The organism is Streptosporangium sp. NPDC049248 (genome assembly GCF_040678965.1).
In the GTDB taxonomy this organism is placed as follows: Bacteria; Actinomycetota; Actinomycetes; order Streptosporangiales; family Streptosporangiaceae; genus Streptosporangium; species Streptosporangium fukuiense.
On the sequence record NZ_JBFAQY010000004.1, the window covers coordinates 399408 to 414953 of the forward strand.

Annotated in this window: 17 protein-coding genes; 10 read left to right on the plus strand and 7 right to left on the minus strand. The window is 71.2% G+C overall.

Features of this window, described 5'->3' with window-relative positions; all coding sequences use genetic code 11:
- Nucleotides 1–43: 43 nt before the first annotated feature.
- From AB0K21_RS11020 to rimP, 3 genes are read right to left on the minus strand one after another with little or no spacing between them, the layout of a single operon-like run.
- The gene (locus tag AB0K21_RS11020) at nt 44–346 is read right to left on the minus strand and encodes a YlxR family protein (protein WP_343968962.1); all 303 of its coding nucleotides are present in this window, start codon (nt 344–346) and stop codon (nt 44–46) included.
- Nucleotides 330–1337, minus strand: coding sequence for a transcription termination factor NusA (gene nusA, locus AB0K21_RS11025; RefSeq protein ID WP_343968960.1), 1008 nt, complete (start codon nt 1335–1337; stop codon nt 330–332). The genes AB0K21_RS11020 and nusA overlap by 17 nt, the downstream gene beginning before the upstream one ends.
- Nucleotides 1338–1348: 11 nt before the next feature.
- Nucleotides 1349–1849: a ribosome maturation factor RimP gene (gene rimP, locus AB0K21_RS11030; protein WP_343968958.1), complete on the minus strand. Its 501-nt coding sequence runs from the start codon at nt 1847–1849 to the stop codon at nt 1349–1351.
- Between the two features lie 192 nt (nt 1850–2041).
- Between rimP and AB0K21_RS11035 the strand changes: the two genes are divergently transcribed.
- The 4 genes from AB0K21_RS11035 to AB0K21_RS11050 all read left to right on the plus strand — a co-directional run bounded on the left by AB0K21_RS11035 (nt 2042) and on the right by AB0K21_RS11050 (nt 3643).
- Entirely contained in the window at nt 2042–2530 is a 489-nt protein-coding gene (locus AB0K21_RS11035) for a hypothetical protein (protein ID WP_364149254.1), read from the plus strand.
- Nucleotides 2527–2997 (plus strand): ferritin-like domain-containing protein, encoded by a 471-nt coding sequence (locus AB0K21_RS11040; RefSeq protein WP_343968954.1) that lies wholly within the window; start codon nt 2527–2529, stop codon nt 2995–2997. Before AB0K21_RS11035 ends, AB0K21_RS11040 begins: the two co-directional genes overlap by 4 nt.
- A gap of 174 nt (nt 2998–3171) precedes the next feature.
- The gene (locus AB0K21_RS11045) at nt 3172–3366 is read left to right on the plus strand and encodes a DUF4236 domain-containing protein (RefSeq protein WP_343968952.1); all 195 of its coding nucleotides are present in this window, start codon (nt 3172–3174) and stop codon (nt 3364–3366) included.
- Nucleotides 3367–3439: 73 nt separating this feature from the next.
- The gene (locus AB0K21_RS11050; RefSeq protein WP_343968950.1) at nt 3440–3643 is read left to right on the plus strand and encodes a DUF4236 domain-containing protein; all 204 of its coding nucleotides are present in this window, start codon (nt 3440–3442) and stop codon (nt 3641–3643) included.
- An 88-nt stretch (nt 3644–3731) separates the two neighbouring features.
- Here AB0K21_RS11050 and AB0K21_RS11055 read toward each other — a convergent pair whose 3' ends face one another.
- The gene (locus AB0K21_RS11055) at nt 3732–5477 is read right to left on the minus strand and encodes a proline--tRNA ligase (protein WP_343968948.1); all 1746 of its coding nucleotides are present in this window, start codon (nt 5475–5477) and stop codon (nt 3732–3734) included.
- A gap of 77 nt (nt 5478–5554) precedes the next feature.
- The gene (locus AB0K21_RS11060) at nt 5555–6121 is read right to left on the minus strand and encodes a hypothetical protein (protein WP_343968946.1); all 567 of its coding nucleotides are present in this window, start codon (nt 6119–6121) and stop codon (nt 5555–5557) included.
- A 187-nt stretch (nt 6122–6308) separates the two neighbouring features.
- Between AB0K21_RS11060 and AB0K21_RS11065 the strand changes: the two genes are divergently transcribed.
- The 5 genes from AB0K21_RS11065 (at nt 6309) to AB0K21_RS11085 (ending at nt 12859) form a co-directional block, all read left to right on the plus strand.
- Complete coding sequence (locus tag AB0K21_RS11065) at nt 6309–7304, plus strand: acyl-CoA dehydrogenase family protein (RefSeq protein WP_364149258.1); 996 nt, start codon at nt 6309–6311, stop codon at nt 7302–7304.
- 121 nt (nt 7305–7425) lie between these two features.
- Nucleotides 7426–8493, plus strand: a complete 1068-nt coding sequence (locus AB0K21_RS11070) for an LLM class flavin-dependent oxidoreductase (RefSeq protein ID WP_343968942.1) — start codon at nt 7426–7428, stop codon at nt 8491–8493.
- The gene (locus tag AB0K21_RS11075; protein ID WP_364149260.1) at nt 8490–9638 is read left to right on the plus strand and encodes a hypothetical protein; all 1149 of its coding nucleotides are present in this window, start codon (nt 8490–8492) and stop codon (nt 9636–9638) included. The genes AB0K21_RS11070 and AB0K21_RS11075 overlap by 4 nt, the downstream gene beginning before the upstream one ends.
- A 21-nt stretch (nt 9639–9659) precedes the next feature.
- Nucleotides 9660–11249: an AMP-binding protein gene (locus tag AB0K21_RS11080; RefSeq protein WP_343972099.1), complete on the plus strand. Its 1590-nt coding sequence runs from the start codon at nt 9660–9662 to the stop codon at nt 11247–11249.
- A 281-nt stretch (nt 11250–11530) separates the two neighbouring features.
- Nucleotides 11531–12859, plus strand: a complete 1329-nt coding sequence (locus AB0K21_RS11085) for an FAD-dependent oxidoreductase (protein ID WP_364149262.1) — start codon at nt 11531–11533, stop codon at nt 12857–12859.
- Between the two features lie 50 nt (nt 12860–12909).
- Here AB0K21_RS11085 and AB0K21_RS11090 read toward each other — a convergent pair whose 3' ends face one another.
- The gene (locus AB0K21_RS11090) at nt 12910–13422 is read right to left on the minus strand and encodes a hypothetical protein (protein ID WP_364149264.1); all 513 of its coding nucleotides are present in this window, start codon (nt 13420–13422) and stop codon (nt 12910–12912) included.
- A 194-nt stretch (nt 13423–13616) separates the two neighbouring features.
- On the opposite strand from AB0K21_RS11090, the gene AB0K21_RS11095 reads away from it, so the two are divergent.
- Nucleotides 13617–14804 (plus strand): aldolase, encoded by a 1188-nt coding sequence (locus AB0K21_RS11095; protein WP_364149269.1) that lies wholly within the window; start codon nt 13617–13619, stop codon nt 14802–14804.
- Nucleotides 14805–14859: 55 nt separating this feature from the next.
- Here AB0K21_RS11095 and AB0K21_RS11100 read toward each other — a convergent pair whose 3' ends face one another.
- Nucleotides 14860–15534 carry a copper homeostasis protein CutC gene (locus AB0K21_RS11100; protein ID WP_364149271.1) on the minus strand — a complete coding sequence of 225 codons (675 nt, stop codon included), beginning with the start codon at nt 15532–15534 and terminating at the stop codon, nt 14860–14862.
- Between the last annotated feature and the right edge of the window lie 12 nt (nt 15535–15546).

Sequence of the window (15546 nt, forward strand, 5' to 3'; positions counted from 1 at the left end):
CAGCCCATCAAATCGGCGTCCTACATGACAGTCGGTAACCATTTCACCCGATCCTTTCAGCCTGTTGCTCTTCCAGGTGGCCACGCAGCCGCGACAGGTCGAGCGGAACCGCAACGCGAAACGCACGCGGAAACGCTCGGCGACGCTCTGCGAGTTCGAGACAGCTCAGGGTTGGATGCAGTGAAGCACCACGCCCCTGGAGCCGTCTTCGCAGGTCGGGGACTATGACGCCCTCGACCACCACCAGGCGGAGCAGCTCGGAGGAAACCGTGCGAACCCGGCACCCCACACACGTTCTCAGTGGGGCAGCCTGGCCACCATATTCCAGCTTACCGTGTGGACGCATCTGCGGAACCTGCCGCGTCCCCCGGTTGGGTGTCGGGGCGGATGTCGATGCGCCAGCCGGTGAGGCGATTGGCCAGCCGGGCGTTCTGCCCCTCCTTGCCGATGGCGAGGGAGAGCTGGTAGTCCGGCACGGTCACCCGCGCGGCACGGCCGTCGGAATCGATCACCTCTACATGGGAAACACGCGCCGGTGACAGGGCATTCCCCACGAACTCCGCGGGGTCCTCCGACCAGTCGATGATGTCGATCTTCTCACCGTGCAACTCGGTCATCACGTTGCGCACACGCGAGCCCATCGGACCGATGCAGGCGCCCTTGGCGTTCACCCCCGGCCGCCGCGACCTGACCGCGAGCTTGGTGCGGTGACCGGCCTCGCGGGCGATGGCGGCGATCTCCACCGTACCGTCGGCGATCTCCGGCACCTCCAGCGCGAAGAGCTTCTTCACCAGCCCGGGGTGGGTGCGCGACAGGGTCACCGAGGGGCCCTTGTGCCCCTTCTTGACCTGGACCACGTAACAGCGGATCCGCTCGCCGTGGACGTACTCCTCACCCGGGACCTGCTCGCTGTGCGGCAGCACCGCCTCGATCTTGCCGAGGTCGACCAGGACCACCCTCGGGTCCTTGCCCTGCTGGATGACGCCGGCCACCAGCTCGCCCTCGCGGCTGGCGAACTCCCCGAAGTTGATCTCGTCCTCGGCGTCACGGAGCTGCTGCAGGATGACCTGCTTGGCGGTGGTCGCGGCGATGCGGCTGAAGTTGCCCGGGGTGTCGTCGAACTCCCTGAGCACCTCCCCGCTCTCGGAGTCGAGTTCGGCGGCGAAGATGGTCACGTGCCCGGACTTGCGGTCGAGCTCGGCGCGCGCCTTGGCCGCCGCGCCCTCGCTCCGGAAATATGCGATCAGCAGCGCGTCCTCGATCGCCTTGACGACCAGGTCGAAGGAGATGTCCTTCTCCCGCTCCAGGCTGCGCAGGACGCTCATGTCGATGTCCACGAGGCTCCCCCTTAGCCCTCGTCGCCGTCTTCGCCGTCGTCTTCGGCGTCGTCGAGCCGGCGGAATTCCACCTGAACCCGTCCTCGGGTCAGGTCCTCATAGTCGATGCGGCGCGGCGCGCCGTCGACGTCCAGCTCCACGCCGGTCTCGTCGGTGGCGACGATCCGGCCCTCCACGGCGGTGCCGTCCCTCAGGTCGGCCTTGACCAGCCTCCGTACCGCGCGGCGCCAGTGGCGCGGCTCGGTGAGCGGGCGGTCCACCCCCGGGGAGGAGACCTCCAGCACGTACGGGGCGCCTCCCATCGCGTCGTCGGCGTCCAGCGTCGCGGAGACCGCGTGGCTGACCTCCGCGACGTCGTCGAGGCTCACGCCGCCGTCACGGTCGACGACGACACGCAGCAGCCGCCTCTTGCCCGCGGGGGTGACCGTGACGTCCTCCAAGTCGAGCCCCTCGGCTCCGACGACAGGTTCCAGAAGCTTCATCAGGCGGTCGCGGGATGTGGCGTTGCCCATGCCGACCTCCCATTGTCACGATCTCAGCCGGGCGGACCTCGCCCATGCGATTAACCAGCCTATCCACACCAGGGCGTGGAAACAGCGCCACTCGGTGTGGCGGAGCCGTCCGAGAAGCGAGGTGGGTGCCATTATTCCAAGCCCGTACGATGCTAGGTGCGTCAGCTGCCGACACAGAACCGGAGGTCGTCCGTGCGTTCCGTCTCCCGGCGCGCCCTGTTGCGGGGCGGCGCTCTCGGGGCGGCGGCCGTGGCCGCCGCGGGCTGCGCCGCCGAGGAACGGGTGCCTCCGGTGGCCGAGCGTCCCGATCCCGAGACCGTGCTCCTGCGGGAGCTGATCGCGGGCAAGGAGCGGACAGTGGCCCTGTACGCCTCGGCCTCCTCGGCCAGGCTCGTGCCCTTCAGGCGGCGGCACGAGGCCCATCTGGCCGAGCTCCGCCGCCGCCTCCCGCCCGCCGCCTCCGCCTCCGCCTCCGCGACACCCACCCCTTCGCCTTCGCTCTCCGGCGGCGCGTCCGCGGGCGGCAAGGTGTCGGTGCGGGCCCTTCACGATCTGGAGCGCAGGGCGGCCGCGCTCCGTGCCCGGCAGGTCGAGGGGGCCTCGCCCCCGCTGGCCCAGCTGATCGCGTCCATCGGCGCCTGCGAGGCCGCGCACGCCCTGGCCCTGTCGAGATCACTGTGAGGGCCGACCGGGGACTCGAAGCGGCGCTGGCGGCCGAGCACGCCGCCGTGTACGCGTACGGAGTCATCGGAGCCAGGAGCACGGGGAGGCTGCGCACCGAGATGACGGCGGCCTACAACGCCCACCGCGCCCGCCGTGACCAGCTCCGCGCCATGATCATCAAGATGGGCGGCACCCCGGCCGAGCCGGCGGCGGTCTACGAGCTCCCGGTCACGCCGTCCACGGCGGCGCAGGCGGTGGAGCTGGCCGTGCTGGTCGAGCGGAGGGTGACCGGCACCTACCTGGAGCTGACGGCCTCCGCCGACACTGCGCTGCGCAAGATGGCCGCGCTGGCCATGCAGGAGTGCGTCACCCGCTCCTACAGCCTGCGCCCGGAGATCGACACCTTCCCCGGCATGCCGCCCGCGCCCGCCGCCTCCCCGGGCTCCTCACCCACCGTCTCCCCTCCGGCGACCGCCACCGATTGACTTTCACCGATGGCCGCTTTCCCGTTTCCCGGAGTGACGAGCTGGTCAGCGCGGTATCGACGCCTGATTACGGCCCCGGCGTTCGTGAAATGAGATTCAAACCCGCTTTCGAGCATGTTTGTACGGTGCCTGCCGGGTAGCTGAATCTCCGTGAAACACGCCTGAGGAGGAGCAATGGGCTGGGGATACCGGAAATCCATGAAGTTCGGTCCGTTCCGTCTTAACCTTTCGCGGAGTGGAGTGGGTCACAGCTGGGGAAACCGCGCCTTCAGAGTCACCAAGACGGCAGATGGGCGCCGCACGCTGAGCGTCAACCTGCCCGGCGGATTCCACTGGCGCAAGACGATCGGCGGCGGTGCGCGTCGCTGACGGGTGTTTCCCGGGAACCGTACGCGAACGCCGGTCGTTCTCCTGACACGGCACGAGGTTCGGGGAGAGAACAATGGGCTGGGGATACAGAAAGTCGATCAAAATCGGTCCCTTCCGGATCGACCTGTCTCCACGAGGGGTCGGCCACGGCTTCGGTAATCGCAGATTCCATATCGCGAGAACTCCCGACGGCCGCAAACACGTGACCGTCAACCTGCCCGGCGGATTCCACGTGGGCAGGACGATCGGCCGGAGTTCCCGTTACCGTCACCGCTGAGACGGGACCACGGACACGAAGGAGCGGCCCACCCGCGCGGGTGGGCCGCTCCTTCACATGCGCGGTGACGCGGGACGGGCCCGCGGGGTCACTCCCGGCAGGCAGCGACGACGCGGTCGACCGCCTCGGCGAGCGGGATCTCCTCCTTGGTGCCGGTGGCGCGGTCACGCAGCTCCACGACGCCCTGGGCGAGACCCCGGCCGACGATCAGGATCGTCGGCATGCCGAGCAGCTCGGCGTCCTTGAACTTCACGCCCGGCGAGACACCGGGGCGGTCGTCCACCAGGACGCGCAGGCCGCGCCCCTCCAGTTCCTCGGCGATCTCCACAGCGGCCTCGATCTGGCCGTCCTTGCCGGTGCCCACGATGTGGACGTCGGCCGGGGCGATCTCGCGGGGCCACCGCAGGCCGAGTTCGTCGTGCCGCTGCTCGGCCAGCACGGCCACGGCGCGGGAGACGCCGACGCCGTAGGAGCCCATGGTGATGCGGATCGGCTTGCCGTCGGGGCCGAGGGCGTCGAGCTTCGCGGCGTCGGCGTACTTGCGGCCGAGCTGGAAGATGTGGCCGATCTCGATGCCGCGGTCGATGGAGAGGCCGGAGCCGCAGACCGGGCAGGCGTCGCCCGCGCGGACCTCGGCGGCCTCGATCGTGCCGTCGGCGACGAAGTCGCGGCCCGCGACGACGTCCGCGGCGTGTTTGCCCGGCTCGTTGGCACCGGTCACCCAGGCGGTGCCGTCGACCACGCGGGGGTCGACGAGATAGCGGATGCCGAGATCCCGCAGGACCTGCGGGCCGATGTAGCCGCGGACCAGGCCGGGGTGCCTGGCGAAGTCCTCGGCCTCGAAGATGGCGGGCTCGCCGGGGGCCAGGGACGCCTCCAGCCGCTTGAAGTCGACCTCGCGGTCGCCGGGCACGCCGACGACCAGGGTCTCGGTCTTGCCGGAGCCCGGGACGGTCACCTTGACCACGATGTTCTTGAGCGTCTGGGCGGCGGTGATGCCCAGGCCGTGGTGCTCGTTGACGTGGTTGACCAGCGACTCGATGGTCGGGGTGTCGGGGGTGTCGAGCACCCGCATGGCGGGGCGCTCGCCGGCGCCCTCGGTGGCCGGGGCGGGGGTGACGACGGCCTCCGCGTTGGCCGCGTAGCCGCAGTCGTGGCAGGCCACGAAGGTGTCCTCGCCGGTGGCCGCGGGGGCCAGGAACTCCTCGGAGGCCGACCCGCCCATCGCGCCTGACGTGGCGAAACAGATCTTGTAGGCGATGCCGAGCCTGTCGAAGGTCTTGATGTAGGTCTCGCGGTGGCGCTCGTAGGAGTGCTTGAGACCCTCGTCGTCGAGGTCGAAGGAGTAGGAGTCCTTCATGACGAACTCGCGCCCGCGCAGGATGCCGGCCCGGGGCCTGGCCTCGTCCCGATATTTCGTCTGGATCTGGTAGAGGGTCACCGGATAGTCCTTGTAGGAGGAGTACTCCCCCTTGACCATGTCGGTGAACATCTCCTCGTGGGTGGGACCGAGCAGGTAGTCGGCACCCTTGCGGTCCTTGAGGCGGAAGAGCGTGTCCCCGTACTCGGTCCAGCGGCCGGTCGCGTCGTAGTACTCACGGGGCAGGAGCGCGGGGAAGAGCACCTCCTGGCCGCCCATGCGGTTCATCTCCTCACGCACCACGCGCGTGACGTTCTCCAGGACCGTCTTGCCGAGGGGGAGCCAGGAGTAGACGCCGGGGGCGACGCGGCGGACGTAACCGGCGCGGACGAGCAGCTTGTGGCTCGGGACTTCCGCGTCTGCCGGGTCGTCCCTCAGCGTTCGAAGAAACAGCGACGACATGCGCAGCAGCACGGCTACTCCTAGCTAGTGGGGATCGATGCTCTACAGGCTATCGAGTCCGGCAAGCCGATTGTCTGCCATCGACCGCTTTAGATTCCGGTGGTGAAGAAGACGAAGTGGAAGGCCCCGAGGGCCAGCGCGATCAGCGCGGCGCAGATCCGGTCACGCCTGCGGGCCAGTGAGATCAGCATTCCCACCGCGAGCACGAGCATGACCGCCGCTCCCCATGGCCAGAAGCCCGGCACGAACTCGGGGCCGGGCATCAACTTGTCGATGCCTTCGAACAGGGCCAGCCCGACCGCCCCTCCGGCCGCGAGACCTCCCCAGCGGTCGGGGCGCTTGGTGAGGTAGGAGAGAACCCCGATCGTCACGAGATTGACGACCGTGAGATTCATCGTGGCGCCGTCGTCGCCAAGGCCGGTGAGCCAGTCCCCCGGTTCGAAGAGAGTGGCGCTCAGCGTCGAGAGCAGCACTCCGAACGCGGCGAGCACGCTGGAGAGCACCGCCCAGCCGAAACCGGCCGCGGTCCGGCCCACGACGACGGCGAGGAGGACGTACGCGTACGGGTTGTAGATCGCGTTGGGCAGGCCGGGCCCGTAGGCCGACAGCGCTCCGACGCCACCCAGCAGCATCCCCACGAAGAGCGAGAGGACCATGTGCCGGAGAATGGCGCGATCCCGTCGGTCCCCCGCAACGAAGTCAAGCGTGTAGTTGCGTTCTACCAAAGCCACCGATCCCCCGATCACATGTACTCGTGGCCACCGGCAGTATATCTGACCTGCGCTAACACCCAGGGGGAGGCAAACTTCGCGAGGCAAGCGAGCGCTTGGTTATGCTGTTGCCGTGAGTCTTTTCGCGAGCGTTTCCCCACCCCTTTCCGAAGAGCGGCTGGAGCTCCGCGACGCGGTCCGCTCCTTCCTCGCCCGGCACCCGGACGCCCCCTGGGTCCGGTTCGCCGCCGAGCTGGGCGTGGCCGGCCTGGCGGTCCCCGAGGAGTACGGCGGCGCGGGCTGCGGCATGGCCGAGGCGGCCGTCGTGTGCGAGGAGATCGGCCGCGCCCTGTCGCCCCACCCCTACCTGCAGACCGCGGTGCTGGCCGTGGAGGCGATCAAGGCCGCCGGCGACCGGGCGGCCATGGCCAGGTTGCTCCCCGGGATCGCCGAAGGCACCGTCACCGCGACCGTGCTGCTCCCCGGCGACGCCGAGCTGGCGCTGGACGGCGACCGGCTGACCGGGGTCGCCCGGTACGCCCTGGACGGCGAGCTGGTGCTGGCCTACGCGGGCGGCGCGCTCTTCGAGGCCGCCCCCTCCTCTCGCACGCCGTTGCCCACCCTGGACCAGACCCGCCCGCTCACCGCGTTCGCCTTCGACGCCGTCCCCGCCGTCCGGATCGGCTCCGGCGCGGCGCACGAGCGGGTCCGCGACCTGGCGGTCGCCGCACTGGCCGCCGAGCAGGTGGGCGGGGCGGACCGCTGCCTGGAGACCGCGGTGGCCCACGCGAGACGGCGCCACCAGTTCGGCCGCCCGATCGGCTCCTTCCAGGCGGTCAAGCACAAGCTCGCCGACGTGCTCCTGCTGGTCGAGTCGGCCCGCTCGGCCGCCCTGGCCGCCGCGCGCGCCCCGCTGGAGGAACTTCCCGTCCGGGCCGCCGTCGCGGGCTCCTACTGCACGGAGGCCTACCTGGCCGCCGCGGGCGAGAACATCCAGGTGCACGGCGGCACCGGCGTCACCTGGGAGCATCCGGCCCATCGCTACTTCAAGCGGGCCACCTCGGACGCCCAGCTCCTCGGCACCCCGCAGGCGCACCGCGCCCGCCTGGCCGCCGCCGCGGGCCTGTAGGGAGGGCGCCTCACGCGTCGGCTTGTTGAGGTCCCGGCATGCTGGTAATCTCGCCAAGCGAGCGCTTGGTTAAGTGAGGGGCCTCGGCCGGGGGTCGGATGGACACACAACGGAGGCGTGGATGACGTCCCTAAGGATCAGCCTGGGCTACGAGCTGGAGGTCCGCGGACGCTCCCGGGAGGTCGAACAGCAGGCGTTCCGCAACGTGATCGACCAGGTGGTCCTCGGAGACCGGCTGGGGTTCGACACCGCGTGGTTCGTCGAGCACCACTTCACCCGGGGCTTCTCCCACTCGTCGGCCCCCGACCTCGTGCTGGCCGCCGTCTCCCAGCGCACCGAGCGGATCCACCTCGGCCTGGGCGTGGTGCTGCTGCCCTTCCAGTCGCCCATCAGGACCGCCGAGCGCGTCGCGACCCTCGACGTCATCTCCGGCGGCCGGGTGGAGTTCGGCACCGGACGGGGCGCGTCTCCGCTGGAGTACCAGGCGTTCCAGAAGCCCTTCGAGAAGTCGCGGCAGATCTGGGAGGACTCGCTGGAGGCCACCCTCGCCATCTGGAACGCCGACGGCGAGCCGATCAGCCGGTCCAACGAGTTCTTCGAGATCCCCGACGTCTCCGTCTACCCCCGGCCTGCCCAGGTGCCGCACCCTCCCGTGTGGGTGGCGTCCACCTCCCTGGAGGGCTACCTGGCCGCGGCCAGGCACGGTTACAACCTGCTGGGCATGACGATGCTCAAGGGCCTCGACGACGTCGCCGAGGACATCGCGAGCTACCGGCAGTGCCTGGCCGACAACGGCTTCGACCCCGACAGCCGGCGGGTCGCGCTGATGATCCCGTGGTTCGTCGGCGGCACCAAGGAACGGGCGTTCGAGATCGCCTCCGACCCGGTCCTGTGGTACATCCGGCGCCAGGTCAACCTGGTCACCCCTCCCGACTACTACGACGCCCGGCACGCCACCCACAAGGTCCTGGGTCAGCTCGCGGCCGGCATGCCCCCCGATGAGGCCATGGCCACGCTCCGCGAGCACCACATGGTCGTGGTGGACGACGTGGAGGGCTCCCGGAAGGCCACGGCCCGCATCGCCGAGGCCGGAGCCACCGACCTGATCCTGCAGGCACAGGTGGGCGGCCTCTCCCACGAGCACGTCTGCGAGTCGATGCGGCTTTTCATGACCGAGGTGATCAATTGACGACGAACCCGGCGGCCCGCGACGACGGTGCCGCGCCCGCCTCGAACGCGGCGCCCGTGGGAACCGTCCCGCTCGGCGCGCCCTCCGTATGGCTGACCAGGGACGACCTCGCCGCCGGTGGCCGTAGCGCGTCCGGGCTGCTGCTGGTCTCCGCCGACGCCGGCAGCGTGACCCCCGCGGGCGAGGTGGGCGAGCTGACCGCCGCCTACGCCGCCGCACTGCGGGCGGCGGGCGTGGACGGGCGGGACCGGGTGGTGGCGGCGCTGTCGGGCGACGGCGAGCTGGCGGGCCCGCAGTGGGCGCGCGCCGCCGCCGAGGTCGCGGCGGCGGGCGCCTCCGTCGGCCCCCGGGGCAGGCTCAGGCTGCACCACGCGCTGGAGTCGCTGGGCGCGACCACCCTGGTGATCACACCGACCGGCGCGATGGACCTGCTGGCCCGGCTGCACCTGGAGTTCCTGCTGGACCCGCTGGACCTGGGCCTGCGGCACGTCGTGCTGACCGGGGAGATCGCCTCGCGCCGCACGATGGCGCATCTGGCGACGGAGTTCGGGGCCCGGGTGACGGAGGTCTACTGCTCGCCGTTCACCGCGGTGCCGCTGGGCTGGCGGTCCTCGGAGTCGGCGCCGCTGACCCTGCTCGTGCCCGGCTCGGTGGGCCTGGCCCCGTTGGAGAAGGACGAGCTGCAGGCACCGCCGTACGCCTCGGGGCCGGCCGAGCTGGTCGTCGCCGGCGCGCGGGCCGGGGAGGCGGTGCGCACCGGCCAGGTGGTCCGGGTCTCCGGCGGTGAGGCGATCCCCGCCCCCGAGCACACGGTCGGCGACCACGTGCTGGTACGCGGGGTGTGGGTGTCGCTGAACCGGATCCAGCGGGCGCTCAACAAGATCGACGGAGTCTCCGGCTGGGAGCTGGGCGTCTCGCGGCAGGGCACGCTCGACGCCGCGGTCCTGACCGTGACCTTCAAGCGGGAGAGCCTGGTCGGGAATCCCATGTGGAGGTCGCGCCTGCAGCAGTCGCTCAAGGCGCTCACCCCGGTCACGATCGCCGTCGAGATCTCCGACCGGATCTCGGAGACGGTCTCCCCCGGCGTGGTGAACGACACGCGAGGCCACCACCTGGGCAGGGATCGCACAGCCATCGCCCGCTGATCCACGAAAGGCGCGACCGCTATGGAAGTACCCGACTGGCGGACGATTCCCCGCATGCTCCGCGCCCTGGCCGACGATCATCCCTCGGACGTCGTCGTGGACGACGGGACGGTCCGGCTGACCCTCGCCGAGCTGCGCGACCGGGCGGGCGAGGTCGCCAGGGGCCTGATCGCACTGGACGTGCTGCCGGGCGACCGGGTCGCCGTCTGGGGCCCGAACGACGCGCACTGGGTGATCGCCGCGTTCGGCGTCTGGGACGCCGGCGCGGTGCTCGTGCCGCTGTCGTCGCGCTACAAGGGCATCGAGGCCGCCGCGACGCTCCGCTCGACCGGGGCGAGCGTGCTGATCACCGGGCACGGTCACGACGGCGCCGTGCCGGCCGACCTGCTGGCCGAGGCCGCCGGTGAGACGGGCGGCGGCCTGCCCTTCGCCGGCCTGCCGGACCTGCGGCACTCGATCGTGCCCGAGGGACTGGAGCGGCCCGGCTCGGCGCAGCCCTCGCAGGTGCTCGTCGCCGGCTCCCTCATCGGGCGCGCCGAGGCCGAGGAGCGCGCGCTGGCCGTACGACCTGACGACCTGTGCGAGATCATCTCCACCTCGGGCACCACGGGCACGCCCAAGGGCGTGATGCTCGAACACGGCCGGATGCTGCGCGGCTACTGGGACTGGGCGGAGATCGTGACGCTCGGCCCCGGCGACCGCTACCCGGTGATCGCCCCGTTCGCGCACGGCTTCGGGCTCAACGCCGGGCTGCTGGCCTCGGTCATGCGCAGGGCCACGATGATGCCGATCGCCACGTTCGGCCCCGACCGGCTGGCCGCCCTGATCCGCGACGGCGGGGTCACGATCCTGGCCGGGCCTCCGACGCTGTTCCACCGACTGCTGGAGGAGACCGAGATCGGCGAGCACTCGGTGCGCGTGGCGATCTGCGGTGCGGCCTCCGTCCCCGCCGAGCTGATACGCAGGCTGCTGGAGCGGATCGGCCTGGAACGCATGATCAACGCGTACGGGTTGATGGAGGGCACGGTCGTCTCCATGACCAGGGCCGACGACCCCGTCGAGGTCATCGCGGGCAGCACGGGCCGCCCGGTGCCGGGCATGGAGGTGCGGATCGTCGACGACGACGGCCGGGAGGTACCGCGCGGCGAGCGCGGCGAGGTCCTCGTCCGCGGGTACGGGGTCATGCGCGGCTACTGGGGCGAGCCGGAGAGAACGGCCGAGGTGATCAGGGACGGCTGGCTGCACACCGGCGACATCGGCGCCCTCGACGCCCGCGGCGACCTCGCGATCGTGGACCGCAAGAAGGAACTGTTCATCGCCGGGGGGTTCAACGTCTCCCCCGCCGAGGTGGAGGGACTCCTGCTGCGGGAGGGTTCCCTGGACCAGGCCGCGGTGGTCGCGGTGCCCGACGAGCGGATGGGCGAGGTCGGCTGGGCGTTCGTGGTCCCGAGGCAGGGGGCGGCCGTCGAGCCGGAGAAGGTCATCTCCTGGGCCCGCGACAACATGTCCAACTACAAGGTGCCCAGGCGGGTGATCGTGGTCGACGCCCTTCCCGTCACCGGCAACGGGAAGATAGACAAACGCGCCCTGCGCGCGCGGACGACCCCGTAGACAGCGTGCGAGCAGGCCCCGGGGACGGGTCCGGCGCACGGGAGCGGGCGTCTCGGCGGCACGTCCTCGCGGGGAGTTTCCCGGGGAATGCGGAGAACCTCCGGGGCACGTGCTCCCGCGGGAGACCGGGCCCGCCGGGAACACCGGGAACACCGTGTGCGCAGGGAATGTTCGGAGATATTGGAAACGTATCCGCCGGGTGCCCCGTGCCGGATGACCGGTTCGATCACAACGGACCGCCGAGACTGGCCCGGCGGGCACCGGTAATGGAGAATCGCGTCATGAGCGCCAGCACCCTGGGAGGCGATGTGTCGCTGAGAGTCGCGATCGTGGGGTCGGGGCCCGCCGGGATCTACACGGCCGAGGCCCTGCGGAAACAGGCCACCGTGCCCCTGCGGGTGGACGTGCTGGAGCGGCTGCCGACCCCGTACGGGCTGGTGCGCTACGGGGTCGCCCCCGACCACACCTCGATCAAGTCGATAGCGGGCTACCTGCGCGGTGTGCTGGAGCTTCCGGACGTGCGGTTCCTCGGCGGTGTCGAGTTCGGCAAGGACATCGGCGTCACCGATCTGCTCGACTGCTACGACGCCGTGGTCTACTGCACCGGCGCGATGGTGGACCGGCGGATGGGCATCCCCGGCGAGGACCTGCCGGGCAGCGTGGCCGCCACCGACTTCGTCAACTGGTACTGCGGCCATCCCGACATGCCCGGTGACCGCTTCGTCCTCGACAGCCCCGAGGTCGCGGTGGTCGGCGTGGGGAACGTGGCGGTCGACGTGGTGCGCGTCCTGGCCAAGACCGCCGACGAGCTGCGCGCCACCGACGTGCCGCAGGAGGTGCTCGACCGGCTGGCCGCCAGCGAGGTGAAGGCCATCCACATGATCGGCCGCAGGGGGCCCGAGCACGCCAAGTTCACCCTGAAGGAGCTCAGGGAGCTGGGCGAGCTGGCCAACGCGGACGTGCGGGTGCGGCCCGAGGAGAGCGCAGCGGACGTCTCGACGGCGTCCCGGCAGATCAGGGGCAACGTCGAGGTCCTGCAGAGCTGGGCGGCCCGCGGCCTGACGGGCCGTCCCCGGCGGCTGGACGTGCGGTTCTGGATGCGTCCGGTGGAGATCCTCGGCGAGGGACGGGTGGAGGCGCTCAAGCTGGAGCGAACCCGGCTGCTGGACGGCCGGGTGGTCGGTACCGGCGAGTTCGAGACCCTCCCGGTCGGCATGGTGCTGCGCTCGGTCGGCTACCAGAGCGTGCCGCTGCCCGGCGTTCCCTTCTCCGAGGCCACCATGACCGTGCCGAACGAGGCCGGCCGGGTCCGCGACCGCGAGTACGTGGCGGGCTGGCTCAAGCGTGGTCCCAGTGGTGTGATCGGCACCAACAAGTCCGACGCCGCCGAGACGGTCCGCACCCTCCTCGCCGATCTCGCCGACCGCGATCCGGTACACCGTACGGACCCGGACGAGCTTCTCGCCTCCCGGGGCATCTCGCCGATCACCTACGAGCACTGGCTGGAAATCGAGGCCGCCGAGGCGACACTGGCCAGGTCCCTCGACCGGGGCGAGCGGGTGAAACTCCTCGGTCTCGCCGCCATGCTCACCGCCTGCGGCCGTCAATGACGCGGCCGCGGCCGCGCCCGGAGGACCGGGGCGCGGCCGCGGCCAGAACGCTATTCGCCGCTCTGCTCGCCACCCGAGGCGTCGGGGCCCTGCCCCTCCGCCGGGCCCTGCGGGTCGACGCCGCCGTCGCCACCGTCACCGTCACCGCCGTCGCCGCCGCCGTTCTGCGGCGCGCAGGAGATCACGAAGTTCGCCTTCTTGGAGACGACCTTGCGCGGGCTCAGCACCTGGAGCGCCTGCCAGCCCTTCAGGTCGCCGCGGAAGGTGGCGCGATCCTTCAGGGTCTTCGTCCCGCTCACCTTGACGGTCTTCACGGCACTGGAGGAGCCGTCGCCCCTGAGCCAGCGGTAGGCCACCACGGTGGGCGCGCTCACCTTGATCTTCGCCGTGAAGCCGACGGTCACCGGGCACTTACCGGTGTGCTTGGCCGGACCCGCCTTCACCGCCACGGCCACCTTGGGCTTCGCGGGCGCGGCCGCCGCGGCGGCCGGAGCCGCCTGCGTCATCAGCAGTACGGCCAGCAGGGACCCGGCCAGCGCGGAGAGTCCCTTGAGTCTGTTCATGTCATCCCATCGCCGAGTGATCGAACTTCGACGGCAAAGTTTAACCATGGTGACTTGTGATCCGGTTGGGACCGGCTGAGACCACTGATCGGTTCGGGGCGACGGTGACGGGGGTGACCGGCGGCGAACGGCTGCGGCTAAGGTGCGTTCGAAACGGCACGTCCACAGCGACACGTCCGCAGAGGAGCACCAGCATGCGCGTCACGCTCGCCGACCCGTCCGCCCTGATCCCGGGCTTCGAGCGGGTCCACCTCGAGCAGTCGGCGCTGTACCCGTACGGGCCGGTCGGTTGGCAGCCGGTGCACACGGTCTACGTCCCCGCGGACCGGTTCGACGCCGGGACGGTGCGGGCCTGGGGTGACGCCGCGCTGGAGCTGATGCGGCGACACCTGCCGCAACGCGAGCTGGCCGCGATCCTCGGCGTGGGCGGGGACCTCGCCGACGCCGTCCACGGCCGGGTGGCCGCCAAGCTCGGTGCGGAGCCCGTCGAGGACCTGCGCGTCGACTTCGAGGACGGGTACGGGCAGCGCCCCGCGGAGGAGGACGGTCACACCTCCGCCGCCGCCGAGGCGATCGCGGCCATGCACGCGGCCGGAACGCTCCCCCGCCGCTGGGGTCTACGGGTGAAGTCGTTCGCCGACGGCGACCCGGTCCGCTCCCTCAGGACGCTGGACGGCTTTCTCACCGGTGTGGTCGAGCGGGTCGGGCGACTGCCCGGGGGATTCGTGGTCACCTTCCCGAAGGTGCTGATGAGGGCCTACCTTCACCAGTTCGCCGACTGCCTGCGGGCACTGGAGGACGGGCTGGGCCTCGACGAGGGCGCGCTCCGGTTCGAGATCCAGGTCGAGGCGCCGCAGACGGTGCTGTTCCTCGACTCCGGTCTGGTCGCCTCCCTGCGGGGCAGGCTGGCCGCGGCGCACTTCGGCGTCTTCGACTACACGGCGAGCTGCGCCCTGCCCCCGCACGAGCAGCGGCTGGACCATCCCGTCTGCGATCACGCCAGGAACGTCATGCGGACGGTCTTCGCCGGGACCGGCGTGGAACTGTCGGACGGTTCGCTGGCGGCCTCCCCTGCCTCGGATGACCGGCGTGCCGTGCAGGAGCTGTGGCGGCGCCACGCGGAGCTGGTCGGGCACTCCCTGGGCCACGGCTTCTACCAGGGCTGGGACATGCACCCGTCACACCTGGTCAGCCGGTACGCGACGGTCTACGCCTTCCACCTGTCCCGTTACCGGGAGTACACCCACCGGGTGCGCGCCTGGCAGGAGCGGCGCGAGGCGGGCGAGGGCGTGATGGACGAGCCCGCCACGATCAAGACCATGACCGCCGCCCTGCGCCGCGCCGACCTGGCCCTGGGCGCCGACCCGGCTCCACCGGCCTGACCTCGGTCGCCGGCTCCCGGCACTCCCGGCCGATCACCGCGAGACCTGGTGCGCCTCAGTCGATCAGGGCCCGCCACTGGCGGACCCGGCGCTCGTCGACCGGTTCCGACCAGGACGCCCGCACGGCGCTGCCGACGTGGAAGGCCCGCACGCCGTACTCCATCAGCGCCCCGACGTGGCCGGGCCTCAGCCCGCCCCCGGCCATGATCAGCGGACCGTCGCCCGCCTCGCACCGGGTCTTGAGCAGCGGCAGCCCGTCCGCCACGCCACCGGGCGCACCCGAGGTGAGCACGGTGGCGAGATTGGGCAGCAGGCGGACGGCACGCCAGCTCGCCTGGGTGTCGGCCGCGTGGTCCACCGCCCGGTGAAAGGTCCAGGGCAGCGGTGCGACCGCGTGGATGAGCGCCTCGGTGGCGGCCAGGTCGACCGCCCCCGCCCGGTCGAGGAACCCGAACACGAAACCGGCCGCGCCCGCGTCGGCGAGTGCCCTGGCCTCGCGGCTCAGGGCCTTCAGCGACTCGGGCCTGGCCAGGAACGAGGCCTCGCCACGCAGCATCACCATCTGCGGCAGCGCGCACTCCTTGGAGATCGCCGCGACCGTCTCCGCGGCCGGGGTGAGCCCGCCTACGGCCATGTCGGCGACGACCTCCAGGCGATCGGCGCCACCGGCTTCGGCCGCGACGGCATCACGCACGTCAAGCGTGATCACCTCAAGCAAGGATCCGGTCATGAATGGAGGCTA